This window comes from Burkholderia sp. 572 (genome assembly GCF_040545135.1).
GTDB classification, from domain to species: Bacteria; Pseudomonadota; Gammaproteobacteria; order Burkholderiales; family Burkholderiaceae; genus Burkholderia; species Burkholderia cepacia.
On record NZ_JBEPLH010000001.1, the window covers coordinates 696,915 to 723,208 of the forward strand.

General features: G+C 64.2%; 23 protein-coding genes. 13 read left to right on the forward strand and 10 right to left on the reverse strand.

Features of this window, described 5'->3' with window-relative positions; all coding sequences use genetic code 11:
• Positions 1 to 47: 47 nt before the first annotated feature.
• Complete coding sequence (locus tag ABIC51_RS03210) at positions 48 to 1,127, forward strand: purine-nucleoside phosphorylase (RefSeq protein WP_175898372.1); 1,080 nt, start codon at positions 48 to 50, stop codon at positions 1,125 to 1,127.
• 208 nt (positions 1,128 to 1,335) lie between these two features.
• Here ABIC51_RS03210 and ABIC51_RS03215 read toward each other — a convergent pair whose 3' ends face one another.
• Together ABIC51_RS03215 and ABIC51_RS03220 are read right to left on the reverse strand one after the other, a co-directional pair.
• Entirely contained in the window at positions 1,336 to 1,629 is a 294-nt protein-coding gene (locus ABIC51_RS03215; RefSeq protein ID WP_027790465.1) for a DUF4148 domain-containing protein, read from the reverse strand.
• A 550-nt stretch (positions 1,630 to 2,179) separates the two neighbouring features.
• Complete coding sequence (locus ABIC51_RS03220) at positions 2,180 to 2,974, reverse strand: response regulator transcription factor (RefSeq protein ID WP_226128775.1); 795 nt, start codon at positions 2,972 to 2,974, stop codon at positions 2,180 to 2,182.
• A 218-nt stretch (positions 2,975 to 3,192) separates the two neighbouring features.
• Here ABIC51_RS03220 and ABIC51_RS03225 point away from each other — a divergent pair, with 218 nt between their 5' ends.
• Positions 3,193 to 3,507, forward strand: a complete 315-nt coding sequence (locus ABIC51_RS03225) for an H-NS histone family protein (protein ID WP_027790467.1) — start codon at positions 3,193 to 3,195, stop codon at positions 3,505 to 3,507.
• Between the two features lie 251 nt (positions 3,508 to 3,758).
• Positions 3,759 to 4,469, forward strand: coding sequence for a hypothetical protein (locus ABIC51_RS03230; RefSeq protein ID WP_354006346.1), 711 nt, complete (start codon positions 3,759 to 3,761; stop codon positions 4,467 to 4,469).
• A 24-nt stretch (positions 4,470 to 4,493) separates the two neighbouring features.
• Here the strand turns inward: ABIC51_RS03230 and ceoR are convergent, their stop codons facing one another.
• The gene (gene ceoR / locus ABIC51_RS03235) at positions 4,494 to 5,498 is read right to left on the reverse strand and encodes a putative multidrug efflux transcriptional regulator CeoR (protein ID WP_021156406.1); all 1,005 of its coding nucleotides are present in this window, start codon (positions 5,496 to 5,498) and stop codon (positions 4,494 to 4,496) included.
• Positions 5,499 to 5,672: 174 nt separating this feature from the next.
• Here ceoR and ABIC51_RS03240 point away from each other — a divergent pair, with 174 nt between their 5' ends.
• The 4 genes from ABIC51_RS03240 to opcM are packed head-to-tail and all read left to right on the forward strand — an operon-like array spanning position 5,673 to position 12,576.
• A complete protein-coding gene (locus ABIC51_RS03240) occupies positions 5,673 to 6,533 on the forward strand; it encodes an alpha/beta hydrolase (protein ID WP_027790468.1) in 861 nt (286 codons plus the stop codon).
• A gap of 33 nt (positions 6,534 to 6,566) precedes the next feature.
• Positions 6,567 to 7,784 (forward strand): multidrug efflux RND transporter periplasmic adaptor subunit CeoA, encoded by a 1,218-nt coding sequence (gene ceoA, locus ABIC51_RS03245; protein ID WP_027790469.1) that lies wholly within the window; start codon positions 6,567 to 6,569, stop codon positions 7,782 to 7,784.
• A gap of 45 nt (positions 7,785 to 7,829) precedes the next feature.
• The gene (gene ceoB / locus ABIC51_RS03250; RefSeq protein WP_027790470.1) at positions 7,830 to 11,030 is read left to right on the forward strand and encodes a multidrug efflux RND transporter permease subunit CeoB; all 3,201 of its coding nucleotides are present in this window, start codon (positions 7,830 to 7,832) and stop codon (positions 11,028 to 11,030) included.
• A 10-nt stretch (positions 11,031 to 11,040) separates the two neighbouring features.
• Positions 11,041 to 12,576: a multidrug efflux transporter outer membrane subunit OpcM gene (gene opcM, locus ABIC51_RS03255; protein ID WP_354006347.1), complete on the forward strand. Its 1,536-nt coding sequence runs from the start codon at positions 11,041 to 11,043 to the stop codon at positions 12,574 to 12,576.
• A gap of 93 nt (positions 12,577 to 12,669) precedes the next feature.
• Here the strand turns inward: opcM and ABIC51_RS03260 are convergent, their stop codons facing one another.
• Genes ABIC51_RS03260 through ABIC51_RS03270 form a run of 3 tightly spaced genes read right to left on the reverse strand, consistent with a single transcriptional unit; the run spans position 12,670 to position 15,488 of the window.
• Positions 12,670 to 13,665, reverse strand: coding sequence for an NAD(P)H-quinone oxidoreductase (locus ABIC51_RS03260; protein ID WP_175862862.1), 996 nt, complete (start codon positions 13,663 to 13,665; stop codon positions 12,670 to 12,672).
• Positions 13,662 to 14,039, reverse strand: coding sequence for a carboxymuconolactone decarboxylase family protein (locus ABIC51_RS03265; RefSeq protein WP_027790473.1), 378 nt, complete (start codon positions 14,037 to 14,039; stop codon positions 13,662 to 13,664). The genes ABIC51_RS03260 and ABIC51_RS03265 overlap by 4 nt, the downstream gene beginning before the upstream one ends.
• A gap of 12 nt (positions 14,040 to 14,051) precedes the next feature.
• The gene (locus ABIC51_RS03270) at positions 14,052 to 15,488 is read right to left on the reverse strand and encodes an NAD-dependent succinate-semialdehyde dehydrogenase (protein ID WP_059695390.1); all 1,437 of its coding nucleotides are present in this window, start codon (positions 15,486 to 15,488) and stop codon (positions 14,052 to 14,054) included.
• 377 nt (positions 15,489 to 15,865) lie between these two features.
• Between ABIC51_RS03270 and ABIC51_RS03275 the strand changes: the two genes are divergently transcribed.
• Entirely contained in the window at positions 15,866 to 16,801 is a 936-nt protein-coding gene (locus ABIC51_RS03275; protein ID WP_027790475.1) for a LysR family transcriptional regulator, read from the forward strand.
• A 153-nt stretch (positions 16,802 to 16,954) separates the two neighbouring features.
• On the opposite strand, the gene ABIC51_RS03280 is transcribed toward ABIC51_RS03275, so the two are convergent.
• Complete coding sequence (locus ABIC51_RS03280) at positions 16,955 to 17,845, reverse strand: LysR family transcriptional regulator (protein WP_354006348.1); 891 nt, start codon at positions 17,843 to 17,845, stop codon at positions 16,955 to 16,957.
• Positions 17,846 to 17,946: 101 nt separating this feature from the next.
• Here ABIC51_RS03280 and ABIC51_RS03285 point away from each other — a divergent pair, with 101 nt between their 5' ends.
• Positions 17,947 to 18,387 carry a PACE efflux transporter gene (locus tag ABIC51_RS03285; RefSeq protein WP_027790477.1) on the forward strand — a complete coding sequence of 147 codons (441 nt, stop codon included), beginning with the start codon at positions 17,947 to 17,949 and terminating at the stop codon, positions 18,385 to 18,387.
• Positions 18,388 to 18,480: 93 nt separating this feature from the next.
• Here the strand turns inward: ABIC51_RS03285 and ABIC51_RS03290 are convergent, their stop codons facing one another.
• A complete protein-coding gene (locus tag ABIC51_RS03290; RefSeq protein ID WP_048023420.1) occupies positions 18,481 to 19,332 on the reverse strand; it encodes an alpha/beta fold hydrolase in 852 nt (283 codons plus the stop codon).
• A 38-nt stretch (positions 19,333 to 19,370) separates the two neighbouring features.
• Here ABIC51_RS03290 and ABIC51_RS03295 point away from each other — a divergent pair, with 38 nt between their 5' ends.
• The gene (locus ABIC51_RS03295) at positions 19,371 to 19,634 is read left to right on the forward strand and encodes a hypothetical protein (RefSeq protein ID WP_186468194.1); all 264 of its coding nucleotides are present in this window, start codon (positions 19,371 to 19,373) and stop codon (positions 19,632 to 19,634) included.
• 265 nt (positions 19,635 to 19,899) lie between these two features.
• Here ABIC51_RS03295 and ABIC51_RS03300 read toward each other — a convergent pair whose 3' ends face one another.
• Positions 19,900 to 20,049 (reverse strand): DUF6616 family protein, encoded by a 150-nt coding sequence (locus tag ABIC51_RS03300; RefSeq protein WP_319000661.1) that lies wholly within the window; start codon positions 20,047 to 20,049, stop codon positions 19,900 to 19,902.
• Positions 19,991 to 20,329, reverse strand: a complete 339-nt coding sequence (locus ABIC51_RS03305; protein WP_319002915.1) for a DUF6616 family protein — start codon at positions 20,327 to 20,329, stop codon at positions 19,991 to 19,993. The genes ABIC51_RS03300 and ABIC51_RS03305 overlap by 59 nt, the downstream gene beginning before the upstream one ends.
• A 131-nt stretch (positions 20,330 to 20,460) precedes the next feature.
• On the opposite strand from ABIC51_RS03305, the gene ABIC51_RS03310 reads away from it, so the two are divergent.
• From ABIC51_RS03310 to ABIC51_RS03320, 3 genes are all read left to right on the forward strand, one after another.
• Positions 20,461 to 25,284, forward strand: coding sequence for an RHS repeat-associated core domain-containing protein (locus ABIC51_RS03310; RefSeq protein WP_175862865.1), 4,824 nt, complete (start codon positions 20,461 to 20,463; stop codon positions 25,282 to 25,284).
• The gene (locus ABIC51_RS03315; RefSeq protein ID WP_175862866.1) at positions 25,281 to 25,670 is read left to right on the forward strand and encodes a hypothetical protein; all 390 of its coding nucleotides are present in this window, start codon (positions 25,281 to 25,283) and stop codon (positions 25,668 to 25,670) included. Before ABIC51_RS03310 ends, ABIC51_RS03315 begins: the two co-directional genes overlap by 4 nt.
• 125 nt (positions 25,671 to 25,795) lie before the next feature.
• Positions 25,796 to 26,284 carry a hypothetical protein gene (locus tag ABIC51_RS03320; protein ID WP_146253717.1) on the forward strand — a complete coding sequence of 163 codons (489 nt, stop codon included), beginning with the start codon at positions 25,796 to 25,798 and terminating at the stop codon, positions 26,282 to 26,284.
• Positions 26,285 to 26,294 lie beyond the last annotated feature (10 nt).

Consider the following 26,294-nt stretch of genomic DNA (forward strand, 5'->3'; position numbering starts at 1 on the left):
TCTACGAGAGCCGTTCTCACCCAACATCATCGAAACAAGGAACGCCGATGCTGACTCGCTCCATTCTTTCCGCCGCTGCATTCTCGCTCGCAGCCTGTGCAACCGCGCCGTCGATCGCGCAGGACAACCAGGGCAACAACGCGGGCAACAATGCATTCGCCGAGACCGGTGCACAGGGCCGCCCGGTCAAGGTCATGATCATCACGATGTTCGGTCCGGAGGGCCAGGCATGGCTCGACCGGCTCGGCCCGTGGCGCGACATCGCCGTGCCGGGCCTGTCGCCCGACTACCCGAACGTTCATTGCAACAAGCAGGACGTGTGCGTGGTCACGACCGGCATGGGCTATGCGAACGCGTCGGCGACGATCATGGCGCTCACGTTCTCGCAGCGCTTCGATCTGCGCCGCACGTATTTCCTGATCTCCGGCATCGCGGGCGTCGACCCCGCGCAAGGCACGGTCGGCTCGGCCGCGTGGTCGAAGTACCTCGTCGATTTCAGCCTGCAGTGGGAGCTCGATGCACGCGAGATTCCGGCCGGCTGGAATACCGGCTTTCTCGGCATCAACACGAAGAGCCCGAACGACAAGCCGCCGCTCGACTATCGCACCGAGGTGTTCCAGCTCAATCCGCAGCTGACCGACGCCGCGGTCGCGCTGTCGCGCAACGTCGTGCTCGCCGACAGCGCGCAGGCGCAGGCCGCGCGCGCGAAGTTCACGTATGCGCCGGCGAACCGGCCGCCGACGGTGATCCAGTGCGATACGTCATCGGGCAACACGTGGTTCTCGGGCACGCTGATCGGCGAGCGCGCGCGCCAGTGGACGAAGATCCTGACCGACGGCAAGGGCACCTACTGCATGACCGCCCAGGAAGACAACGCGACGTATGAAGCGCTCAAGCGTGCGGCGAGCGTGAAGCGGGTCGACCTGTCGCGCGTCGCGGTGCTGCGTACCGGGTCCGATTTCGACCGGCCGTATGCGGGGCAGACGAGTGCCGACAACCTGCTGAACTACGCGGAACAGGGCGGCTTCGCTCCGGCGACCGAAAACCTGTATCGCGCGGGCAATCCGCTCGTGCAGGACATCGTGACGCACTGGGGCGAGTGGCGCGACGGGGTGCCGCGCCGTTGAGGGCCAGGCGACGGCTCAGCCGGCGGTCAATGCGAGTGCGGGGCCGAACGGAAAGGCGTCCAGACCGGCGTGGTGTCGTCCCAGTGATCGAGCGGCGAAGGGAGTTGGTCGTTCATCATGTGCTCCTGCAACTGACTGACTCGGCGAGTCGTCGATAGGTGTGTCGCGACGCCGCGCACGGGGCAACCCGTTGCGCGGCGTTGCACGTTTACCGGCCCCCGCCGGCGAGCTGGTTGCTTTCCGGCATCGAGCGATACGGGCCTTGCGCGAGTTCGAGCCCTTGCGGGTACGAATTTGCCTTGCGCAGGTACGCGAGCGTGCCGTCCTTGCGGGCCTGCTCGACTTCCGCGCTGACTTCGGCGCGCGTGCGCGGGCCGTAGTGCTGCGAGTACCACGACGTATTGCCGTAGTCGCCGGCATGCGGCGTACCCGAATCGGCGAAGGCCGGGGCGGACACGGCGAGCGTGAGGGCCAGGGCGGAGAGAAGGTGGCGGCGGTTCATGGTGTAGCTCCTGTGTCGATATGAGTTAGCGCTTCAGCGCTTACTCAGATCCCATGCTTTGCGGTCGATATGAGTTAGCGCTTCAGCGCTTACTCAGATCCCATGCTTTGCGGTCGATATGAGTTAGCGTTTCAGCGCTTACCCAGATCCCATGCTTTGCACTGTCGGAGCTGGCGCTTGAGCGCTTGCCCCGGTCCCATCAAGCGGGATCTGTTCGATGCGCAACGAGGTGCGCGACAGGGTTTACTCTAGGTATCTGTTCCGTCGCGATAAATGCGGCAGACGCGAATTGAATTGTCGCGATGGCGGAACAATCGAAAGCCGCACAGGTAGTGGGGGATACGGGACGCCTTGCTGGCCGGGGGCGGTAGCGGAATTCGACCGATCGGGCGGGGCGTCGCGCGGCGATCAATCCGAATGACGCAATAGTCTTCTGCACGCGGTGGTGCAATGCCACACACCGCGACGCGCCGTTGCATGCGGCGGCCGACGAACGCGGCAGCCCGGCGATGCCGTCCGAGGGCGGAACGGGTGTGGCCGCCGTCGAACGTCAGATCGCTTCGAGCCGATAGCCGAGCGTATAGACCGCGCTGAGCCGCACGCCGTTCGACGGCTGGAGCGCCATCTTCATCCGGAGTCGATAGATGTGCGTGTCGAGGCTACGCGACACGCCGGTCATGTCGCGACCCCACAATGAAAGGATCAGCGCGTCGCGCGGCATGATGCGGCCGAGGTTGCGAAACAGCAGCACGGCGAGATCGAATTCGCGCGGCGTCAGCCGGACATGCTCGCCATGGAGCAGCACGGTCCGCGCCTTCGTGTCGATCCGGTAGCCGCCGATATCGAGGGCGTCCTGCGGCGCGCCGCCGCTGTGATACGCGCGCCGCAGCAGCGCGTTGGCGCGGGCCAGCAGTTCGAATTGGTTGATCGGCTTGACCATGTAATCGTCGGCGCCGGCGTTGATCGCGGAGAAAATCTCGTCGTCCCGAACGCGACTCGTCAGGAACAGGATCGGCAAGCGTCCGCCGATGCGCTCGCGCGTCCATTTCAGTACCTCGAACCCCGACAGCCCCGGCACTTGCCAGTCGAGAATCAGCAGGTCGACGACCGCGTTCTCCAGGTGACGGATCGCGTGACAGCCGTTGCCGACCGCATGCACGCGGTGTCCGGATTTCTCGAGTATTGAAGTGATCATTTCGACATATGCGTTGTCGTCCTCGAGATATAAAACGTTCATGATTCGCACTCCTTTGTTAGCGAGCAGGTCGATCGTGCTGCATCGAGCGTGGGTCGGAGGATTCTGACGAACGGTGCGAGGGCGGGCGGCCGGTGGTTTGCCGCGCATGTTCGCATCGTTTCATGTTCGTAATTGTCAACAATTTTGAACGCATAAAACATGCTAATCATAGGCAAAAACAGCCTTTAACGACGTATGAATCATCTGTTTTCAACGATTGTTGTTGACAAACGTTGTCAATACGAAGCGGCAGCGTGATTACGCTTGGATGTGCCGGCGACGTCTCGGTGAAGTCCTGTAAAGAGCCGAATTGAGGGGAAAATCGCATGCTGATATACAAGTCGTTCATGGAGAAAAAGGCGCTGCTCGAAGAGCAGCTCGAACGCGAGCGTCTCGCCATATCGGAGACGGTGCTGCTCGAAGTCCGGCGCTGCATCGAGGAATTCGGGTTCACGTACAAGGATGTATTCCCGGCAGGTGCGGCCGGCGCCCGGAAGCGCAGGGCAAAGTATTTCGACCCGCGGACGGGGCAGACGTGGTGCGGCGTGGGCCGCGAGCCGGCATGGCTGCGTGGTCAGGATCGCGACCGGTTTCTGATCGACAGGTCGTCGTTCGAGCAGTCGCAGGGTCAGGATTCCTGATTAGTGAGCGGATGAAAGGGCGTTGTCTTGTCATGCGGGTATCGGGGGTGTCGATGCGAGGGCCGGGTACCGTCGGCATGGAACACGCCGAGGGCCGACCGCGATGGCTCGGGTTGAGCCGCGCCGCGAATGGAACCGGTTCTGTCCGTGAATATTACATTTAGATTATGGCAGTTCTAGTGGCGAACAATAACGCCCCATTTTTCTTGTCTTCGACCGGATCGCAAGACGAGCCCGACGGGCAGATTCGTATGAACAATGAGCCGGCAGCGCGACGGGACGGCAACGAACTGACGCCGGAGCGCGTATTCGTCGGCATTAGCGTGACGCGCGAGATCCTCGAGGTCGACGTCTCGTCGTTGCGAGTGATTCTCGGTTACCGGAACGAGACGTACGGCATCGAGTCGCTGACCGATGCGATTGCCGAATGGGCGCCGGCGCGCATCGTGCTGGAGTCGTCCGGCGGTGCCGAGTCCCACGCGGCATGCGCGTTGCAGGCGGCGCGACTGCCGGTGGCCGTCGCCCACGCGCATCAGGCTCGCGATTTCATCGCGGGGGCGGCCGGGATGCCGCCCGAAGGCAAGGGCGCGCGTGCCCGTCTGCTCTCGTCATTGGCCCGCGAGTTCGACCGGTATCCGATGTGCGCGCGGCTCGCCGAGCCGTTGTCGGATCCGCCGCTGCAGTATGTCCAGGCGTTGGTGCAGCGCCGCCGGCAACTCGCGCGCACGATGATGGCCGAATATCAAGTGCTCGCGCGATCGCACGCGAGCGTGCGCGGCGGCATCGAGCAGACCATCGCGTTCCTGAAAGGCCAACTCGGCGTGATCGACCGCTATTGCGCTCGGCACGTAAGCGCGCAGCGTGCGGAACTCGCGCGGGCGATGGCGCGCGCAAGGCGGCCGGGCAGTTGCGCGCCAGGCACGGGGGCCGCGGAGTTCATGCGCGCGTGGCGAACGAAGTGACAGGCGTGCGCGGGAGCGTCGCGCCTACGCGACCCATTCGTTGATGACCGGCGTGTCGAGCACCGGCGCGCGTTCGGCTTCCTCGAACGTACGCTTGCTGCACGTCGCGTCGAGGCTGCCCTTGCCGCTCAGCAGCGGGCAACGGTCGAACACCTCGGCGATCCAGTCGACGAATACGCGCACTTTCGGCGACAGATGGCGGCTGTGCGGATACACGACGGAGATCGGCATCGGCAGCGGCTTGACGCCGGGCAGCACTTCCTTGAGCCGGCCTTCGCGCAGATGCGGCAACACCATGAAGAGCGGCGGCTGGATCAGCCCGAAGCCTTCGATCCCGCAGGTCACGTACGCATCGGCATCGTTCACCGACACGATGCCCTCCATCTTCATCTCGACTTCCTGGCCGTCGGTCAGGAACGTCCAGTCGATCGTGCGGCCGGTGCGGCTCGAGAAGTAGTTGACGGCCTTGTGCTGGCTCAGGTCGTCGATCGTCTTCGGCTCGCCGTGGCGCTCGAGATAGTCGGGCGACGCGACCGTCACGCATTCGAACAGGCCGACCCGGCGCGCGACGAGCGACGAGTCCTGCAATGCACCAACGCGGATCACGCAATCGACCCCTTCCTGCAGCAGGTCGACCGGCCGGTCGGACAGGCCGAGCTGCAGGTCGATGTCCGGGTAGCGCGTATGAAATTCGCACAGCGACGGAATCACGAGCAGCCGCCCGATCGAGCCCGGCATGTCGATACGCAACTTTCCGTGCGGCTTCCGGTTGTTCGCCTGGAAGCTCGCCTCGGTTTCCTCGACGTCCGCGAGGATGCGCACGCATCGTTCGTAGTAGGCGGCGCCGTCCGGCGTGAGCGACAGCCGACGCGTGGTCCGGTGCATCAGCCGCACACCGAGGAATGCTTCGAGATTCTGGATGATCGTCGTGACGGACGCCCGCGGCAAGCTGAGCGTTTCTGCTGCCTTGGTGAAGCTGCTTGTATCGACGACGCGAGTAAACACCTGCATGGCCTGAAGCCGGTCCATCACAACCTCCGCAATCTAATTTGCCGCCGGAACAAGAAGGCTGCGCTACCTCGTGGGTAAACGCAGCCTCGGATTGTTCGGGGGCGTTGAATTGTGTTGCCGGATTATAGGCATTTATCCCAATGTCTGCCGGACCCAGAATTCGTTCCATCTCGAAATGGATGCTGCATCGTCATGGACGCTTCTGAATTCAGCAAATTCCTGAAGGCCGCGTTGCCCGCGCAAGCCACGGCGGGCGCGGCGCTGACGGTCGCCGAAGTGGAAATTCCCGGCTACGCGCAGGACATCGTGCTGCGCCTGTACCGGCGCCCGGACAAGACCGGGTTGCCAGTAGTGCTTTACTTCCACGGCGGCGGCTTCGTCCGCGGTTCGCTCGAAGACGCCGATTTCGCTGCGCGTTTTTTAGCAGAACGCTTACCAGCTCTCGTAGTGTCGGTCGACTATTCGCTCGCGCCGGCCTTTCCCTTTCCGGCCGCGCCGGAGGATGCGTATCGCGCCGCCGTGTGGGCCGCGACGCGCGCCCGCGCGTTCGGCGGCAACCCGAAGAAGATCGGTGTCGCGGGTCACGACGCGGGCGGCCAGCTCGCGAACTGCCTCGCGTTCATTGCGCGCGATCGCGGCGAAGTGTCGATCGTCGCGCAGGCGCTGTTCGGGCCGATGCTCGACCCGAGCATGACGCGCATCGGCGACGCCGAGCGCCTCGCGTCCGACATCACCGCGCGCGAATGCGCGGCCTGTTATCGCGCATATCTGCCGCAGGCCGCGCAACGCATGCACCCGTATGCGGCGCCGCTCGAATCGGTGCGCCTCGCGGGCCTGCCGCCGACGCTCGTCGTCACCGCGCAGAACGACGTGCTGCACGTCGAGGCGGAGAAATATGCGGGCTGCCTGATCTCGTCGGGCGTGCTCACGCAGGTGATCCGCTATCCGGACATCACGCATGCCGCGCTCGCGACGCACGAAGCCGCCTTCGAGGAAGCCGTGCGCTTCTTCCAGTGCCGCTTCCAGGCGCGCCAGCCCAACCGTTCCGAATAACCAGAACCAATCCACGTTTACCTGGAGATCCACATGGCCATCCTACGCACCTCCCGTTCCCGAATCGCGACAGCCGCGATCGTGACGCTTGCCGTCGTCGGCCTCGGAACGTTCGGCGCGATGCGCGTGAACGCGAACGCACCCGAGAAAGCGGCTGCACCGCTGCCCGAAGTCGACGTCGCGACCGTCGTGCCGCAGACCGTCACCGACTGGCAGAGTTATTCGGGCCGCCTCGAAGCGGTCGAGAAAGTCGACGTGCGCCCGCAGGTGTCGGGCACGATCGTCGCGGTGAACTTCAAGGACGGCGCGCTCGTGAAGAAGGGCGACGTGCTGTTCGTGATCGACCCGCGCCCGTACCAGGCCGAAACCGATCGCGCGGCCGCGCAGCTCGCGGCCGCGCAAGCGCGCAACGGTTACGCGCAGACCGACTGGCAGCGCGCACAGCGGCTGATCGGCGACAACGCGATCGCGAAGCGCGATTACGACGAGAAGCAGAATGCGGCGCGCGAAGCGGCCGCGAACCTGAAGGCCGCCGAAGCCGCGCTCGAAACGGCGCGCATCAACCTCGGCTATACGCGGATCACCGCGCCGGTGTCGGGCCGCGTGTCGCGTGCGGAAATCACGCTCGGCAACGTCGTGTCGGCCGGTGCGTCGGCCGCGCCGCTCACCACGCTGGTGTCGGTGTCGCCGATCTACGCATCGTTCGACGCAGACGAACAGACCTACCTGCAATACATCAACGGCGCGCGCAACGGCCGCAAGGTGCCGGTCGAGCTCGGCCTCGCGAACGAAACCGGCTACTCGCGCAGCGGCGAGATCGACTCGGTCGACAACCGGCTCGACACGTCGTCGGGCACGATCCGCGTGCGCGCACGCTTCGACAATGCGGACGGTGCGCTCGTCCCGGGCCTGTACGCACGCGTGAAGGTGGGCGGCAGCGCGCCGCACGAGGCATTGCTCGTCGACGATGCGGCGATCAACACCGACCAGGACAAGAAGTTCGTGTTCGTCGTCGACCAGCAGGGCCGCGTGTCGTACCGCGAAGTGCAGCAGGGGCTGCAGCACGGCAACCGGCGCGTGATCGTGAGCGGCCTCGCGGCAGGCGATCGCGTGGTCGTGAACGGCACGCAGCGCGTGCGCCCCGGCGAACAGGTGAAGCCGCACATGGTCCCGATGACGGGCGGTGACGCGCCGTCCGCGCCGCTGGCGGACAACGCGAAGCCGGCCGCCCCGGCGAAGGCGGATTCGTAAGCGGCCCGCCGCTTCGCATCCGCGTTCAACCAGACAGAGCCACACATGAACATTTCAAAATTCTTTATCGACCGGCCGATCTTCGCAGGAGTCCTATCGGTGATCATCCTGCTCGGCGGGGTGATCGCGATGTTCCTGCTGCCGATCTCGGAATATCCGGAAGTCGTGCCGCCTTCCGTGATCGTGAAGGCGCAGTATCCGGGCGCGAACCCGAAAGTGATCGCCGAGACGGTCGCGTCGCCGCTTGAAGAACAGATCAACGGCGTCGAGGACATGCTCTACATGCAGTCGCAGGCGAACAGCGACGGCAACATGACGATCACCGTCACGTTCAAGCTGGGCACCGATCCGGACAAGGCCACGCAGCTCGTGCAGAACCGCGTGAACCAGGCGCTGCCGCGCCTGCCGGAAGACGTGCAGCGGCTCGGCATCACGACGGTGAAGAGCTCGCCGACGCTGACGATGGTGGTCCACCTGATCTCGCCGGACAACCGCTACGACATGACCTACCTGCGCAACTATGCGCTGATCAACGTGAAGGATCGCCTGTCGCGGATCCAGGGCGTCGGCCAGGTGCAGCTGTGGGGGTCGGGCGACTACGCGATGCGCGTGTGGCTCGATCCGCAGAAGGTCGCGCAGCGCGGGCTGTCGGCCGAGGACGTCGTGCAGGCGATCCGCGAGCAGAACGTGCAGGTCGCGGCCGGCGTGATCGGCGCGTCGCCGTCGCTGCCCGGCACGCCGCTGCAGTTGTCGGTGAACGCGCGCGGCCGTCTGCAGACGGAAGACGAGTTCGGCGACATCGTCGTGAAGACCACGCCGGACGGCGGCGTCACGCACCTGCGCGACATCGCGCGGATCGAGCTCGATGCATCCGAATACGGGCTGCGCTCGCTGCTCGACAACAAGCCGGCCGTCGCGATGGCGATCAACCAGTCGCCGGGCGCGAACTCGCTGCAGATCTCGGACGAAGTGCGCAAGACGATGGCCGAGCTGAAGCAGGACATGCCGGCGGGCGTCGACTACAAGATCGTCTATGACCCGACGCAGTTCGTGCGTTCGTCGATCAAGGCCGTCGTGCATACGCTGCTCGAAGCAATCGCGCTGGTCGTGATCGTCGTGATCGTGTTCCTGCAGACCTGGCGCGCGTCGCTGATTCCGCTGATCGCGGTGCCGGTGTCGATCATCGGCACGTTCTCGCTGCTGCTCGCATTCGGGTATTCGATCAATGCGCTGTCATTGTTCGGGATGGTGCTCGCGATCGGGATCGTGGTCGACGATGCGATCGTGGTGGTCGAGAACGTCGAGCGCAACATCGAAAGCGGGATGAACGCGCGGCAGGCGACCTACAAGGCGATGCAGGAAGTGAGCGGGCCGATCATCGCGATCGCGCTGACGCTCGTCGCCGTGTTCGTGCCGCTCGCGTTCATGTCGGGCCTGACCGGCCAGTTCTACAAGCAGTTCGCGATGACCATCGCGATCTCGACGGTGATCTCGGCGTTCAACTCGCTGACGCTGTCGCCGGCGCTGTCCGCGATCCTGCTGAAGGGGCATGGCGACAAGGAAGACTGGCTCACGCGCGTGATGAACCGCGTGCTCGGCGGCTTCTTCCGCGGCTTCAACAAGGTGTTCCATCGCGGTGCGGAGAACTACGGCCGCGGCGTGCGCGGCGTGCTGTCGCGCAAGACGCTGATGCTCGGCGTGTACCTCGTGCTCGTGGGCGCGACCGTGCTGGTGTCGAAGGTCGTGCCGGGCGGCTTCGTGCCCGCGCAGGACAAGGAATACCTGATCGCGTTCGCGCAATTGCCGAACGGTGCATCGCTGGATCGCACCGAGAAGGTGATCCGCGACATGGGCTCGATCGCGCTGAAGCAGCCGGGCGTCGAGAGCGCGGTCGCGTTCCCGGGGCTGTCGGTGAACGGCTTCACGAACAGCTCGAGCGCGGGCATCGTGTTCGTCACGCTGAAGCCGTTCTCGGAACGGCACGGCAAGGCGCTGTCGGCGGGCGCGATCGCGGGTGCGCTGAACCAGCAGTACAGCGCGATGAAGGACTCGTTCGTCGCGGTGTTCCCGCCGCCGCCGGTGCTCGGTCTCGGCACGCTCGGCGGGTTCAAGATGCAGATCGAGGATCGCGGTGCGGTCGGCTATGCGCGGCTCGCGGATGCGACCAACGACTTCATCAAGCGCGCGCAGCAGGCGCCGGAACTCGGCCCGTTGTTCACGAGCTACCAGATCAACGTGCCGCAGCTCAACGTCGATCTCGACCGCGTGAAGGCGAAGCAGCTCGGCGTGCCGGTGACCGACGTGTTCAACACGATGCAGGTGTATCTCGGCTCGCTGTACGTGAACGACTTCAACCGCTTCGGGCGCGTGTACCAGGTGCGCGTGCAGGCCGATGCGCCGTTCCGCCAGCGTGCGGACGACATCCTGCAGTTGAAGACGCGCAACGACAAGGGCGAGATGGTGCCGCTGTCGTCGCTCGTCACGGTGACGCCGACGTTCGGCCCCGAAATGGTCGTGCGCTACAACGGCTACACGGCGGCCGACATCAACGGCGGCCCGGCGCCGGGCTTCTCGTCGGGCCAGGCGCAGGCCGCGATCGAGCGCATCGCGCATGAAACGCTGCCGCGCGGCGTGCGGTTCGAGTGGACCGACCTCACGTACCAGCAGATCCTTGCCGGCGATTCGGCGATGTATGTGTTCCCGATCAGCGTGCTGCTCGTGTTCCTCGTGCTCGCCGCGCTGTATGAAAGCCTGACGCTGCCGCTCGCGGTGATCCTGATCGTGCCGATGAGCATTCTGTCGGCGCTGACGGGCGTGTGGCTCACGCAGGGCGACAACAACATCTTCACGCAGATCGGCTTGATGGTGCTGGTGGGGCTGTCGGCGAAGAACGCGATCCTGATCGTCGAATTCGCACGCGAGCTCGAACACGACGGCAGGACGCCGCTCGAGGCCGCGATCGAGGCGAGCCGGCTGCGGCTGCGCCCGATTCTGATGACGTCGATCGCGTTCATCATGGGCGTCGTGCCGCTCGTCACGTCGACGGGGGCCGGTTCGGAAATGCGCCATGCAATGGGTGTCGCGGTGTTCTTCGGGATGCTGGGCGTGACGCTGTTCGGGCTGATGCTGACACCGGTGTTCTACGTCGTGTTGCGTACGCTGGCAGGCGGCAAGATCCACGTCGCCGGCAAGGACTCGTCCGGCTACGGCGTGCCGGCCCAGGGCGTACCGGCTTCGGATGCTTGAGGATAAAAAGATGGACAACATGCACAACACGAACGGCCTGATGCGCTTCGCGAAGGTGGCGGCCGCGAGCACCCTGCTCGCGACGCTGCTCGCCGCGTGCGCGGTGGGCCCCGACTACAAGCGCCCGGATGCGGCGGTGCCCGCCGCGTTCAAGGAAGCGCCGGCGCTCGCCGCCGGCGAGCAGGCCGGCACCTGGAAGACGGCTGAGCCGGCGGACGGCGAACATCGCGGCGAATGGTGGAAGGTGTTCGGCGATCCGGTGCTCGACTCGCTCGAGACCCAGGCGCTCGCCGCGAACCAGAACCTGAAAGCCGCGGCGGCGCGGGTCGAGGAAGCGCGCGCGGCGACGCGTTCGGCGCGCTCGCAATGGTTCCCGCAGGTCGGCGCCGGGTTCGGGCCGACGCGCGAAGGGCTGTCGTCGGCGTCGCAGTTCCAGCCGCAGGGCACGGGCCCGACCAATGCGACGCTGTGGCGCGCGCAGGGTACGGTGTCCTACGAAGCCGACCTGTTCGGCCGTGTCGGCCGCAACGTCGAGGCGTCGCGTGCCGACCAGGCGCAGAGCGAAGCGCTGTTCCGTTCGGTGCAGCTCGCGCTGCAGGCGGACGTCGCGCAGAACTACTTCGAACTGCGCCAGCTCGATTCCGACCAGGACCTGTACCGCCGCACGGTGGAGTTGCGCGAGCAGGCACTGCAACTCGTGCAGCGCCGCTTCAACGAAGGCGACATCAGCGAGCTCGACGTGTCGCGCGCGAAGAACGAGCTGGCCAGCGCGCAGGCCGATGCGGTCGGCGTCGCGCGCCGGCGCGCGGCATCCGAGCATGCGCTCGCGATCCTGCTCGGCAAGGCGCCCGCGGATTTCGCGTTCAAGGAAACGCCGATCGTGCCGGTCGCGGTGAAGGTGCCGCCGGGCCTGCCGTCCGCGTTGCTCGAACGCCGTCCGGACGTGTCGGCCGCCGAGCGCGCGATGGCGGCCGCGAACGCGCGGATCGGCCTCGCGAAGTCGGCGTATTTCCCGAAGCTCGACATCACGGGGGCGTTCGGCTATGAGGCGTCGACGCTCGGCAACCTGTTCCTGTGGTCGAGCCGCACGTTCCTGCTCGGGCCGTTCGCGGGCACCGCGCTGACGCTGCCGCTGTTCGACGGCGGGCGCCGTGCGGCCGGCGTGCAGCAGGCGCGCGCGCAGTACGACGAGCAGGTCGCGAACTACCGGCAGCAGGTGCTCGTCGCGTTCCGCGAGGTCGAGGACAATCTCGCCGACCTGCGCCTGCTCGACGACCAGATCCGCGCGCAGGATGCGGCCGTCAATGCGTCGCGGCGCGCGGCGACGTTGTCGCGCACGCAGTATCAGGAAGGCCAGGTCGCGTATCTCGACGTGATCGACAGCGAGCGGTCGGTGCTGCAGTCGCAGTTGCAGTCGAACCAGTTGACCGGTGCGCAGGCCGTGTCGACCGTCAACCTGATCCGCGCGCTCGGCGGCGGATGGGGGCCCGCGCCGACGGCGGTCGGCGATGCGGCGTCCGTCAAGGCGGAAGTCGCCGCGCGTTGAGCGCGAACGGCGGGCGAATCGTCGCTCGCCGGCAGTGAAGCGAAGAACCCCGGCATGCAGGCTCTGGTCTGCATGCCGGGGTTTTTTATGGCGTCAGGCGTTTTCGCTCATCGTCAGGATGATCTTGCCTACGTTCACGGCGGACTCCATCCGTCGATGAGCCGCCGCGGCATCGGCGAGAGGAAACACGCTGTCGACGACCGGTTCGAGGCCCGCGCCTCCCGCAAAGCGGTCCAGCCAATGTTCGCGAAATCGCCGAACCATCGCGTGTTTCTCGCGCGGGTCGCGCGACTTCATCACCGTGCCGATGATTTGCAGATGACGGTACAGGATCTGATCGAGCGCAACGCTCACGTCACCGCCGCCGCCGAGTATGCCGACCTGCACCAGCCGGCCGCCGTTTGCCAATGACGCGACATTCCGCGAAAAATACGGCGCGCCCACGAAGTCGATGACGACGTCGACACCGCGTTTGCCTGTCCTGCTTGCGACGACTTCCGAAAAATCCTGCGCCTTGTAGTCGATCGCATGGTCCACGCCGAGTTGAACGATCCGTTCCAGTTTCGACGCTTCGGCGGTCGCGAATATCGTCGCGCCGGTTGCGTAGGCGAGCTGGACCGCCGCGGAACCCACCCCGCCCGCCGCTGCGTGAATCAGCACCGAATCGCCGCGTTGCAAGCGGCCCAGATGCAACAACGCTTCGTGCGCAGTGACGAAAACTTCCGGTATGGCAGCCGCGTGCACGTAGTCGATCGTTGCCGGAATGGGCATCGCCATTCTCCAGTCGATGCGCGCCAGTTCCGCATAGGCCCCGCCGCCCACGACGCCCATTACACGATCACCCACCTCGTAGCCCTGCACGGCGCTGCCCGTCTCGATCACCTCGCCGGCGATTTCGAGCCCCATGAGGGTGGAGTCGCCGAAATTGGGCCGGCCGTATCCGCCTCGCCGATGTGTCAGATCCGCGCGATTCACGCCCGCGGCATGAACGCGTACCAGTAGATCGTCGGGGCGAACCTCGGGTGCCGGGACTTCGGCCAATTGGAGAACCTCGGCCTCGCCGAATTCCTTGAACGTGATGGCTTTCATTTCACACCTTCCTGTGCGGGAGCTGAATGACCGGCCAGATCGTCGGGCCGAGGTTGTGCGCCCAGCGTTGCCTGCGCCACGGCCGAAGCGGAAATCGCTGCGGGAAACCCGGCGTAGAACGCGAGGTGAGTGATTGCCGCGGAGAGCTCTTCGCGGGTGACGCCGTTCGTCAACGCGCGCCGCAGGTGCGCCGGCAACTCGTCGAGATGGCCCCCCGCGATCAGGGCGGCGACGGTCACGAGGCTGCGGTCGCGCGGCGCGAGCGACGGATCGCTCCAGATGCGCGGGTAGAGCGTGTCGTCGACGAATGCCGAGAGCGTCGGCGTGAAGGCCCGCGCGGCCTCGCGCGGACTGTCGAAATGCGTATGAGACATGGCGATACTCCTTCAAGCCTGGCTGATGAACTTGTGCGTGAGGTAGTACTCGATGCCCTCGGTGCCGCCTTCCGAGCCGTGGCCGCTTTCCTTCATGCCGCCGAACGGCAGTTCGGTCGACACGATGCGGTACTGGTTGATGCCGATCATCCCGGCTTCGAGACCGTCCGCGACATCAATGGCCGTGCGCGCGCTGCGCGTGAACGCATAGGCGGAGAGCCCGTACGGCAACCGGTTCGCTTCGGCGAGCCCGTCGGCGAGAGCATCGAAGCGCATCAGCACCGCGATCGGGCCGAACGGTTCTTCATGCATCACGCGCGCGTCCTTCGGTACGTCGGCGAGGACCGTGGGTTCGAAGAAATATCCTTCGCCCTCGATGCGCTTTCCGCCGGCGAGGACCCTTGCGCCACGTTCCACCGCATCGGCGATGAGTTCTTCCATCTTGGCAAGCTGGCGCGGATTGGCCAGCGGCCCGACCTGCGTGCCGGCATCCATGCCATTCCCGACCTTGAGGGCCTGGGTGGCGCGCACGAAGTGCCCGACAAACGCGTCGTAGACTTCGCGCTGGATCAGGAAGCGCGTCGACGAGATGCAGACCTGGCCCGTACCGCGAAAGCGGTTCGCCGCACCGTCGACCGCGGCCTTCTCGACATCCGCGTCGTTGAATACGAGGACGGGCCCGTGCCCGCCCAGCTCCAGCGTGATGGGTTTGACGCCTTCGGCGGCACGCGCCGACAGCAGGCGGCCGATCGGTACCGAGCCCGTGAACGTCACCTTCCGGATGACCGGGGAAGCGATCAGATGCTTCGACACCTGGTCGGGCACGCCGAATACGACTTGAAGCACGCCCTTCGGCAAACCGGCGTCGTCCAGTGCACGTGCCAGCGCGAGCGCCGTTGCGGGGCTTTCCTCGCCGGGTTTGATGATGACGCTGCATCCGGCGGCGAGTGCGGCGGAGAGCTTGCGCGCCGGGGTGATCGCGGGAAAATTCCATGGCGTGAATGCGGCGACGGGCCCGATTGCCTGTTTTTTCACGAGCTGTTGCACGCCCGGGCGGTTGGATGGCACCACGCGGCCGTCGATACGGCGAGCCTCTTCGGCGAACCATTCGAAATAGTCGGCGGCACGCAGGACTTCGTCGCGGCTTTCTGCCAGTGGTTTGCCTTCCTCGAGCGTCATGACGGTCGCGATGTGCTCGGCGCGCTCGCGCATCAGTTCCGCCGCACGCTTCAGAATGCGCGCGCGTTCGGCAGGCACGGTGTTGCGCCAGACGTCAAAAGCCGGTGCGGTGGCCTGCAGGGCGCGATCCAGATCGGCTGCCGTCGCCAGCGGGACGCGCCCGATCTCGATTTGCGTGGCGGGGTTGATCACCGGCGCCGTTTCGCGTTCGCTCGCACCGATCCATTCGCCGTTGATGAAAAGATGAAGCGCGTCGTAACTGATGTCCATGGTATTAGCCTCTATGGTTAGGATTGCGATTCGATGTGTGTTCGCCACGAGCCGGACAGGGGAACCTGCGCCACGCCGTGTCTGGACGATTCGCCGTGGCGGGCCGAGCTCGGGTTCGATACTTCCGCGTTCTGATTGCCTGACTTCGGGACCCAGTCTAGGCGTGAAGCGGGCGGCAACTTAGAGGGGCCGGAAAGAATGAATCTTGTCTCGGGAGGGAAAATCCCGCACCAGTATGAAAGCGCATTGAAAGGATGCGCGAAAACGACAGGGGATTGCGCGCTGACTGCACGAAGCAGGCGCGGGCCCTATGATCAACAGGCTCGCGCGGGCCGAAACGCAGCGATTCGGCGATCAATTCAAAACCAGGGTGCGTAATGGACAAGGTTCACACCATGTCGGTGTTTGCGAAGGTAGTCGAGATGGGCAGTTTCACGGCTGTCGCAAACCACCTCGATACGACGGTCGGCAACATTTCCCGAGCGGTCTCGGTACTCGAGGACAATCTCAACACGCGGTTGCTGCAGCGCTCGACGCGACGGCTCGTCGTCACCGATGCGGGGCGACGTTTTTACGAGCGCAGCGTTGCGATCCTCTCGGACATCGAACGGGCCGAAGCGGAAGCGCGCGATGCGCTGCTGGAGCCGCGCGGCGTGTTGCGCGTGCATGCGGTGCCGGGATTAGGCCGTCAACTCGTTTCGCAAGCCGTGCTTGCCTATCGGAACGCATACCCGGAGGTATCGGTCGATCTCATGCTGTCGCAGCGGATGCCGAACCTGCTCGAAGAGCAACTCGACGTGGCGATCGTGATTGCGCGCACGCTGCCGGACTCGGCGTATGTGAGCCAGAAGATCGGCGTCAGCCATTGCGTTCTGGCGGCGTCGCCCGAGTATCTGGCGCATCGTCCGGCTCCCGCGTGCGTGGAAGAGCTCGTCGACCACACATGTGTGCTCCTAAGCACGGTCGATTACGCGCCCGACGAATGGCGTCTGCAAGGCAGGGCCGGCGAGGCGGTGTATCGTCCGGCGGGATCGCACTTCAGCGTCAACGACATGGATGCGATGTCCACGGTACTGCGCGAGGGCGCGGGGATCGGGCTGATCGCCGCCTTCTCGGCAATCGACGATTTGCGTAAAGGATCGCTCGTTCGCGTGCTGCCTGAATTCCACACCGCCCAGCGCAACGTCTATGCGGTGTATTCGTCCCGTCAGTTCGTCGACGCGAAGATCAAACGGTTCATCGATGTCCTTAAGTTGCGGGTAGGCGACCGGTTGGAGGCGTATGCGGAGGAACTCGCCATCACGGTCGTATGACCCGCCTCACGGCCGGCATGGTCGGGCAGGTCGAGCGATGACCGGGAACGCGTTTCTGCCGCCGAACGCGCGCGGCGGTGGTCCAGTGACTGCAACTAACGGTCAAGTCGTCCGGCGTTGACGGACGTTGTGGCGACGCCATCGCCGCACCGCTCAATGCGGACTGTCTTCAGCCCGCAGTGCCCGCAAGAGTTCCCCGGCGGCCTTGCCGAGCCCCGTATGTTTCGGCCGCCGCAAATACACAGGCAGCGGCAGCCCGTTGCGAATGTTCGCGAACACGAGCGGTGCGAGTTCGCCGTCCGCCACATACCGGTCGATGATCGATTCCGGCAAGTTCGCCCAGCCATGACCGGCCTTCACGAGCGCGATCGCGGTCGCCATGTCGGTCACCTTCCACGTGCGGTTGCCGATCAGCGGCCGCACGTCGGTGAGCGGCCGCTCCGGATCGGCGATCACGATCTGCCGAAACCCCGACAAACGCTCGATCGCCTCCGGATGCGCGGCTTCGGCAATCGCCGGATGGCCGGGCGCGGCGACCGCGATCAGCGTCTCGGTCCACAGCGCGTGAATCTGTTCCTGCGGATGAAGATCGAGCCCGCCGTACGCGACGCAAAGATCGACGGCCCCGCGATGCAGCGCGTCGACGATCGCATCCTGCGGTGCGGTGACGACGCTGACCGCGAGCGCCGGATATTTCGCGGCGACGGCGGCCAGCGCGCGCGCAATCGGCGCACCGTCGATTTCGGCCGCGAGCCCCAGTCGCAGCGTGTCCTCGACACCCTCCGACAAGTGCTGCGCATGCGCACGCAGCGCATGCAGCCGTTCGGCGATCGCGCGCGCGTCGGGCAGCAGCGCGGCCATCGCGGCGGTCGGCGTCGGCTCGCGCGTGCCGCGGTCGAACAGCACGAGGTCGAGTTCGGCCTCGAGGTTCGCGATCGCCATGCTGACCGCCGACGGCGTGCGGCCGAGCGCACGCGCGGCCGCCGAGAACGAGCCCTCGTTGATGACGGTCAGCAGCATGTCGATGTGATCGCTGGTCAGCATGGTCGGCCGCCTCCTGTCAGAAAAATTGAAAGGACCTGACTTTTACGGACGAAGTGTCCGCTGTAGTCTCGCCACCTTGTTCGAAACGAAGGTGGTCGGTCATGCAAGGATGGAAGAGACGCATAGTCTACGTCGTGATGTTCGAGGTGCTCGGCATCCTCGTTGCGTCGTCGGTGCTCGGCATGCTGAGCGGCGCGAGCGCGGCGACGAGCGGCCTGCTCGGCGTGATGATCTCGACGACGGGCGTCACCGTTAATTTTCTGTACAACCTTGGGTTCGAGGCGTGGGAGCGGCGGCGCACCGAAACGACGCGCACCGTCGGGCGACGTGTCGTGCATGCGATCGGGTTTCAGGTCGCGCTCGTGACGTTCCTGATTCCGTTGATCGCGTGGTGGCTCGACGTGTCGTTATGGCAGGCGTTCCTGTACGACGCGGTGCTGATCGTGTTCTTCCCGATCTTCACGTTCACGTACAACTGGGCGTTCGACAGCGTGTTCGGGTTGCCGGATGCGGTGACGCGCAAGGCGGCATCGGCTGCGTGATGCAGAGGGATGCGAAACGATGCGGATTGCCCGCGCCGTTTCGCTTCTGCAAGAGAGAGGAAGGCCGGGCGGCGCGCATGCCGCCCGCTCGCGTTACGCGGCGACGAACTCGTGCACGTAACGGTTGAACACGGCGGGGCTCGCCGCGTTCATCCCGTGCGATGCGCCGGCGACGGTCTGCCGTTGCGCATTGCCGATCCACTGCGTCAGCGTATCGACGTTGTGGCGGAACATCTTCGGGCTGCGCTGGCCGTCGATCAGCAGCGTGCGGCACGCGATGTCGCCGGCCGTGTGCTGCGAGTACGCGGGCAGCGGGTCGCGCAACTGCTTCGGCAGCGTGCTTGCGTTGTCGATCGCCATCGTGCGGAAACGCGACGTGCTTTTCTTCCACGCGCCGGGCAGGCTCACGGAATCGACGAACATCTCGAGGCCCGCTTCGACGTCGCCTTGCCCGATCAGGCTTACGGCCTTCGTGCGCAGCGCGATCGCGGCGGCCGGCAGCGCGGCTTCGCGCACGCCCGGCTGTTGCAGCGGGCCGCCTGGATCGGCGAGCGTCAGCGATTCGACGAGTTGCGGATGCTGGCGCGCGACGTTGAACGCGACGCTGCCGCCGCGCGAGTGGCCGACCAGATGCACGGGGCCGAGATCGAGCGCGTCGATGAACTCGGCGAGCTCGTCGACGTGGTTCTGCCAGCTGAACTCGTCCTGGATGCCCGCTTCGACGGCCGGCCAGTAATGGCTGAGGCTCGGCGCGATGCAGCGGTAGTGGGCCGACAGCGACGCGAGCTGCGGATCCCAGTAGCGGTAGTCGCACAGCGAGCCGTGCACGAACACCATCGGCGCGCCGCTGCCCCGCTCGACATACGGCAGGCTGATGCCTGACGAAAGCGTCGCAAATTGCAGGTCGGGGTTCGCGAGCACGGACGGCTCGATTCGCATGTTCATGACTGAAAGACTCAAAGGTGCGTCAACACGACGCAACTATGCATCACGGCAACCTGCAAGGAAAACGCATAATTTTCATCGTGACGATCAATTTTTTTGATGGCTCGGCCGCAAACCCTTGTCGGAAGGGGATGGGTGCCGATGCTTTCAATCGTCTAACGATTGGCCGTGAAGCCGGACAGGCCCGGAAAGGCGCGTGCGACGGCCTGCGCGCCCGCGCATCGCAACCAGGAAAACGGGAAGGGCGCGCGCCGCGAACGCGGCCCGCGTTTCAGCGCACCGCCAGCGCGGGCGCGGTCTGAAGTTCGACGGGGAGGTCGTTGTCACTGCATCGCGAAATCGAAGGCGTCCGTGCATACGGTGCGCAGGGCGGTGGCAGTCAGTAGTGCAACGGTGGTGAAGTGAGGGGCTTCATGGCGCGGCGCCTGATCTGGGGACAGGCGTACAGTCGACCGTACATCATCCATTCGAGCCTTCGAGCAACCGGTATGGCAATCGGCCACATTATTGATCAAGACGACAGGCGCGCATGGCGTGGCCTACATGGCAGGCACGAAGCCCGAGATTCTAGCGATAGCTCGCCAACGTATTCAGATGCTCACCTAGTTCGCCTTCCTGAGTTGCGGCATTGACGTGATGGAAGTAACGATACCAGCCGCTATCGTGGATGCCCTTGAGTAAAGCGTCCCGAGCGGTCGCATCCGGGAAGCGCCAGATGCCGACGAAACGGTGATGCGTAGAGCGTCGGACGTCGGGGGGCAACTTCGCTCAACGTCAACATCTCGATACCTAGCGTACCGAGTTCGGCCATGCCTTTGGCAATGCCGTCAAGGAATACACGACGGTGATCGTCTGACAAAATCTCCCAGGCCGGCGACGGCGAATAAAGTTCCACCAGGTAAAGCCAGGGCCTCTTGGCCTTTTCAGGCGTACCAGGCCTCGGGGCTACCTGCATGTGCTCGAAACAAGACCTCTGTACTTTTCGAACCTGTCCCATATACAGGGGAACGGCAGATACCTAGGCTTGCTTGCGAAAACGTCCACGGACGTCCATATATCTGCTGAGAACCTGCTGCCAGTCCGGCCTTGGCGGCAGCAACCGTAGGTGCTCAGCCACTTGGAGCATCTATGGCAAGCCAAGCATCCAGCACATCCACCGACGTATCCCTTGAGCGCCACATCTCGGTCGCGCCGCTCAACCAGATCCGGTTGGGCGACGTGGCGCTCAGCATTTCGGCGTTCGACGAATGGCTGGGCGCCATCAGCCATGGCAGCGCGAACTTGAACCGCCTGCACACTGCCGCCGGGAATTTCCCTGCAGTCCTCAACATCCTGAACCTGGCCGACCTGCTCGGCGATATCGTCACCCTCACGACCCACCCGGAACCTCACGCCTCTGACTGGTTCAGCGCCAGCCTCAACCTGATCGGCCTGATGCCCGCGCCGGATACCGCCGCTGCCCGCATGGTGCTGCGGCCCACCCTGTTCCTGGCGCGGCAGGAACTCCTGCAAAGTGGGGACTCGTTGGTAGGCGAGGCAGCGTTGCGCACTCTCGCCACCAACCTGAACGACAGCATCCAGGGAGAACTGGAAAATCTCGCGCGACAAACGCAGTCAAGGCTACCCGGTCTGCTGGACGCGGCAGCCGCCTTCGGCGAAAGCCTGCTGTTGGACCTTGCCAATGGCTTGGAGGCACTGGTCCGGGCGAAGCCCTCTGCGCCGAAATCCCTTGGGGCAAGCGCATCGGCAACAGCGCTGCGCGATCCAGCCGCTGCATTTTCCAACCTCTACGACGCGGCCCATCAATTCCTTCGCAGTAACGCGGCTGCCCGCCCCCCTCTCGAACAGCGTTCGCCCCTTGAGTCGCCGGCGCTGGCCGGCACCAACGCCCAGGCATTACGCCAGTTCGCCGCGTTGTTGGGCAAGCAGGTGCGGCAACAGGGCAAGGCCGCGCAAGCTGGCAGCGTGGGGTGGGTTGCGGCGAGACTGGTCCGCTCGCTTGAGGCCCGGAAAACGAGTGCCGGGCAGAGCGCCAACATCAAGCCCGACGCGACCAGCATCGCTGGGAGCCAGCGCCCCGGCGAGTCCCTCGATGTGCGGGTCAAGGAGCGGCCCGCCGAGCAAGACCCCAATAGGTGCAAGAACGGCGCACCGTCTGGCAGCGGCAGCAGCATCAGCTTTGCCACGGGCACCGAAACCCTCTCGCACACCGACTTCGCGCTGCCCGGGCCGTTCCCCCTTGCCTGGACGCGCACCTACCGCTCCAACTTGGAAGCCTACGATGCGGGTGAACTCGGTGCGCGCTGGATCACCCCGTACACCACGCGCCTCGATGTGGTTGGCGAGGGCCTGCGCTACCACGGTGCCGATGGCCGCAGCTTCGACTACCCGCAGCCCAAGATCGGCGAAGCGCACGACGACCGCATCGAGAACCTTACGCTGATCCGGGTCAGCGAAAACAGCTTGGTGCTGTGCCGTGGCTTCGAGCGCCGCGAAACCTACCAGCGCCACGGCGACCGCTACCTGCTCACGCAGATCGAGTTGCGCGGCGGCGCGGGCCTGCTGCTGGGCTACGACCACCGTGTGGGCGAGCGCGTGGTGCTCTCCGACCTCGTCACCTACCAGGACGACCCGAGCCAGCCGCACACCCACCTCGGCACTAACGTGGACGCCCATGGCCGCCTCATCGGCCTGTGGCTGATGGGCGAGGACGAGCCCCAGCGCCGCCTGAGCCTGTATCGCTACGACGAGGCGGGCGACCTCACGCTGGCCCAGGACGAGAACGCCGCCGTCTGGACCTACCAGTACCAGCACCACCTGATCACGCGCTACACCGACCGCACCGGCCGCGCCATGAACCTCGAATGGCAGGGCGAAGGCCCCGATGCCCGCGCCGTGCATGAGTGGGCCGACGACGGCAGCTTTGCGGTGCGCCTGGCGTGGGACGAGGACATCCGCCTCACCTACGTCACCGATGCCCACGGGCAGGAAACACGGCATTACTACGATAGCCTTGGCTACACCAGCCGCATCACCTATCCAGACGGCCGGTCGGAGTGGTTGTTTCGTGACCCGGCCAAGAACGTCGTCCACTACATCCGTCCCGACGGCAGCGACGACCGCTACGCCTACGACGAGGTCGGCAACCTGCTCGAACACATCCGTGCCGACGGCACGGTGGTGCATTACGCGTGGGATACGAAAGACCAGCTCATCAAGATCAGCGATGCCGAGGGCGGCCTCTGGCTGCGCGACTACGACACGCGCGGCCGGCTGATCGAAGCCATCGATCCGCTCGGCAACAAGACCGAATACGCCTACAACCTGATGGGCCTGCCCATCGGCATCACCGACGCCAGCGGCAAGACCAAGCAGCTCGAATACAACCCCAACGGCCAGCTCACGCGCTACGTCGACTGCTCGGCTAAGGCCAGTCAATGGGCCTATGACGAGCGCGGCCAGCTCGTGCAGTTCACCGATGCGGCAGGCAACGTCACCCGCTACCGCTACGATGCGGGCCAGCTCGCCGCGATCCGCCACGCCGACAACAGCGAAGAGCACTTCGAGCGCGACGCCGAAGGCCGCCTGCTGAGCCACATCGACTCACTGGGCAGACGCACCGAATGGGACTACACCGAGGCCGGGCTCCTGGCCAGCCGCGTCGACGCCGCTGGCCAAACCCTGCGCTACCAGTGGGACAAGCTCGGCCAGCTCACCGCGCTGCGCAACGAAAACGGCCGCGATGCGGAGTTCCACTACGACCCGATGGGCCGCCTGCTCGCGGAAACGGGCTTTGACGGCGCGACTACCCGCTACGAGTACGAGAAGGAAACCGGCAAGCTGGCGCGCGCAGTGGACGGCCAGCGCATCACCGCCTACACCTTCGACGCGATGGGCCGTCTGGCCGAGCGGCGCGCCGCACTGCAGACCGGCGATGCCGAACCGGGCGAGTGGGACTGGCAGGTAGAAACCTTCGCCTACGACGGCAACGGCAACCTGGCGCTGGCAACCAACGCCCACAGCCGCCTGCAATGGTTCCACGACCCGGCTGGCAACCTGGTGCGCGAGCACCAGCACTACACCCGGCTCGGCAAGCCGCTGGTCGCGGTATGGCAGCACGAATACGACGCGCACAACCTGCGCACCGCCACCGTGCGCCCGGATGGCCACCGCGTAAGTTGGCTCACCTACGGCAGTGGCCACCTGCTGGCCCTGCAACTGGACGAGCGCGAACTGGTCAGCTACGAGCGCGACGACCTGCACCGCGAAATCGTCCGCACCCAGGGCAACCGCCTGCTGCAGACGCAGCAATGGGATGCCATGGGCCGCCTGAGCGAGCAGGTGCTGGCACGCGACATGCTTCAGCCCGTGGGGTCGAGCCGCCTGCTGGTGCGCCGCTACCGCTACGACACCAGCGGCCAGCTCACCGACATCAACGACACGCGGCGCGGCCAACTGGCCTACCGCTACGATCCGGTGGGCCGGCTGCTGGAGGCACAAAGCCGCCTGGGCCATGAAACCTTCGCGTTCGACCCGGCCAGCAACCTGATCGATCCGGCCGAACAGCGCGAGGCGGAGCGCCAGCACATGCCGCGTCCGAAGGCGCTGGACAACCTGCTCAAGCAGTACGCCGGCACCCACTACCAGTACGACGCGCGCGGCAACCTCAGCAAGCGCTGGCACCAGGGCAAGGAAAGCCGCTACACCTGGGACCTGTTCGACCGCCTGACGCACTACGAAGACGAGCGCCTGCAGGCAGACTACAGCTATGACGCCCTCGGCCGGCGCCTGACGAAGTACAGCAAGGCCCACTACGAGGAACGCCGCGAGGCAGGGCCGCATTGGAACCGTAGCGAACGGGTGAAGCGCAACCGCGAGCTGCAATGCGGCTTCACGCTGTACGGGTGGGACGGCGACACGCTGGCGTGGGAGAGCAAGATCGCCGACGAGGATGGTTTCGGCGCGCGCACCACGCACTACGTCTACGAGCCGGGCAGCTTTGTGCCGGTGGCGCAGGCGGTGCGGCAGGACGCCATCGAACTGCTCGACCAGCCGGAGTATGGCGATTACTACCGGCAGGACGAAGACCCGCTGTGGCTACCGCCGCCGCCAGCGCCGCCGATCGACAGCCTGGCGTGGTACCAGTGCGATCAACTCGGCACGCCGCTGGAACTGACGGACGAGCATAGCGAGATTGCGTGGGCGGCGGAGTATCGTGCGTGGGGCGTAGTGAAAGAGGCGCTGCGCAAGGCGTTGGACGGACGGGTCGAGCTGCGCAACCCGATTCGGTTCCAGGGGCAGTACCATGACCACGAGACGGGGCTGCACTACAACCGGTATCGGTACTACGATCCGGAGGTGGGGCGGTTCGTCAGCAAGGACCCGATTGGATATGCAGGTGGGGTACACAATCATGCTTATGCAAGAAATCCAATCACCAATACGGATGCGCTTGGCTTGCAAGCCCAGCCCAACATGTCTGCTGGCGAATACGACGAGAGCGGCGGCTATTACCACTACTACATGATGAAGACGGAACTCTGCGCGATTAATAGCTGCCCTTCGTGTACGGCGGGCAATGCATGGCGCTCGCTAAAGAGGCATCCGGCACCAGGATGGGATCCGTCGAGTGAAGTTAAAGCGCGGGATCAGACTGCAATTAGATTCGCAGGGTTGAACGGTGGCACTGTTTCCCACTACGTAGACGATTCTAAAATGAAGCTCTACAACGTTACTGAGGAAGATCACATATTTTCCGCTGGATACGTTGAGCGATCAATAGTGACCGAAGACAATAAGATATTCGTAAAGAGCGTTGGCGAGGGAACTACTAGCTCAGGGTCTTGGTATGGCATCCCTAGATCTGTTAGAGCGCTTCTGAATATGAAGCTATATCGCCCTGGATTTAATAGCCTAGATGCGGCAATAAAATCCGAGGTGTGTGGAAAATGAAAGTCTTGGCAATTATGGCTGCGTTGGTGTTGGGTGCCCTTGTTTTTTTTAAATATGGCATAACTTATACGCACATATCTGCCAGGGGCGGGGCGTCGATTGTCACGAAGGGGGATTATAGGGACGAGGTGATAAAAGTCCTGCAAGCCTACGGCAGCGAGCATGGATACTCAATCAATGGATATAAGCTGAATGTGAGCAAGAATATTTTGGCCTACAGCCTAAAAGACGGCAATGGGCGAGACCTGATGACGGTGGTTAGTCACGAAGATTGTAAATATGAGCTTAGTTTCTACGAGGTAGATGGGGTTTATATTAAAAATGACTTCATGCGATTCATGAAAGATAATTCTAAATTTTATCATGAGATAATTAATGATAAGTAGCGACGGGGTAGGATTTATTTTCTGATAGAGCATCGCCTCGATGATAAGCTTGATCTCGCCCTTGTCTTTTGTGGAGTCTGCTGAGTTTGCTTCATCGCTGAAGGCGATACTGGAAATGAGAGGGAATGGGAAAAATATCAAAAACAAAGCAAGAAGTGCTTCGACTAATGGGTGCGCTCAATAAAATAGAAAGGATATTCGAATCGCTCGATGCTGGCGATGCTCGACTGCTCAAAAAGAGGATGGACGCAGCTCGCGGAGAGTGTGAGCGTTATGTCAATGGTGAAGAAATAGAATTCAAGCCGTCCGATTTGGTTGCTGGTTTTAAGCAGGCAATTCGCGAAACACCTTTTATTTTTCGCGCCCAGCCAATCGAAATCCGCAAGTCACTCATGAATGAGTACATCAAGGCGGTGGAATCTGAAATTCCAGGATTCTTTGAAAGGGAGTCGGAAAAGATTCAAAAAATCATCAAACGAGGAAAGATAAGAAATCCAGACGAGTTTTACCTTGCCGAGCTATGTTTTGAGCAGATGCATGAGACGAATCCTGACGGCGAGGACTCTGTTGCTCTTCGGCGAATCATGGATGATTTTGAATTCGGAGGGTGGTGAGTTTGATGCT

What these genes read in the sequence shown, in the direction of transcription:
- ABIC51_RS03285 (WP_027790477.1), top strand. Translation starts at nt 17,947, where the DNA reads ATGCAAGGATGGAAGAGACGCATAGTCTACGTCGTGATGTTCGAGGTG.
- ceoA (WP_027790469.1), top strand. Translation starts at nt 6,567, where the DNA reads ATGGCCATCCTACGCACCTCCCGTTCCCGAATCGCGACAGCCGCGATC.
- opcM (WP_354006347.1), top strand. Translation starts at nt 11,041, where the DNA reads ATGGACAACATGCACAACACGAACGGCCTGATGCGCTTCGCGAAGGTG.
- ABIC51_RS03320 (WP_146253717.1), top strand. Translation starts at nt 25,796, where the DNA reads ATGGGAAAAATATCAAAAACAAAGCAAGAAGTGCTTCGACTAATGGGT.
- ceoB (WP_027790470.1), top strand. Translation starts at nt 7,830, where the DNA reads ATGAACATTTCAAAATTCTTTATCGACCGGCCGATCTTCGCAGGAGTC.
- ABIC51_RS03270 (WP_059695390.1), bottom strand. Translation starts at nt 15,488, where the DNA reads ATGGACATCAGTTACGACGCGCTTCATCTTTTCATCAACGGCGAATGG.
- ABIC51_RS03310 (WP_175862865.1), top strand. Translation starts at nt 20,461, where the DNA reads ATGGCAAGCCAAGCATCCAGCACATCCACCGACGTATCCCTTGAGCGC.
- ABIC51_RS03230 (WP_354006346.1), top strand. Translation starts at nt 3,759, where the DNA reads ATGAACAATGAGCCGGCAGCGCGACGGGACGGCAACGAACTGACGCCG.
- ABIC51_RS03260 (WP_175862862.1), bottom strand. Translation starts at nt 13,665, where the DNA reads ATGAAAGCCATCACGTTCAAGGAATTCGGCGAGGCCGAGGTTCTCCAA.
- ABIC51_RS03275 (WP_027790475.1), top strand. Translation starts at nt 15,866, where the DNA reads ATGGACAAGGTTCACACCATGTCGGTGTTTGCGAAGGTAGTCGAGATG.
- ABIC51_RS03290 (WP_048023420.1), bottom strand. Translation starts at nt 19,332, where the DNA reads ATGAACATGCGAATCGAGCCGTCCGTGCTCGCGAACCCCGACCTGCAA.
- ABIC51_RS03315 (WP_175862866.1), top strand. Translation starts at nt 25,281, where the DNA reads ATGAAAGTCTTGGCAATTATGGCTGCGTTGGTGTTGGGTGCCCTTGTT.
- ABIC51_RS03215 (WP_027790465.1), bottom strand. Translation starts at nt 1,629, where the DNA reads ATGAACCGCCGCCACCTTCTCTCCGCCCTGGCCCTCACGCTCGCCGTG.
- ABIC51_RS03305 (WP_319002915.1), bottom strand. Translation starts at nt 20,329, where the DNA reads ATGGGACAGGTTCGAAAAGTACAGAGGTCTTGTTTCGAGCACATGCAG.
- ABIC51_RS03280 (WP_354006348.1), bottom strand. Translation starts at nt 17,845, where the DNA reads ATGCTGACCAGCGATCACATCGACATGCTGCTGACCGTCATCAACGAG.
- ceoR (WP_021156406.1), bottom strand. Translation starts at nt 5,498, where the DNA reads ATGGACCGGCTTCAGGCCATGCAGGTGTTTACTCGCGTCGTCGATACA.
- ABIC51_RS03265 (WP_027790473.1), bottom strand. Translation starts at nt 14,039, where the DNA reads ATGTCTCATACGCATTTCGACAGTCCGCGCGAGGCCGCGCGGGCCTTC.
- ABIC51_RS03295 (WP_186468194.1), top strand. Translation starts at nt 19,371, where the DNA reads ATGCATCACGGCAACCTGCAAGGAAAACGCATAATTTTCATCGTGACG.
- ABIC51_RS03240 (WP_027790468.1), top strand. Translation starts at nt 5,673, where the DNA reads ATGGACGCTTCTGAATTCAGCAAATTCCTGAAGGCCGCGTTGCCCGCG.
- ABIC51_RS03225 (WP_027790467.1), top strand. Translation starts at nt 3,193, where the DNA reads ATGCTGATATACAAGTCGTTCATGGAGAAAAAGGCGCTGCTCGAAGAG.
- ABIC51_RS03210 (WP_175898372.1), top strand. Translation starts at nt 48, where the DNA reads ATGCTGACTCGCTCCATTCTTTCCGCCGCTGCATTCTCGCTCGCAGCC.
- ABIC51_RS03220 (WP_226128775.1), bottom strand. Translation starts at nt 2,974, where the DNA reads ATGCGCGGCAAACCACCGGCCGCCCGCCCTCGCACCGTTCGTCAGAAT.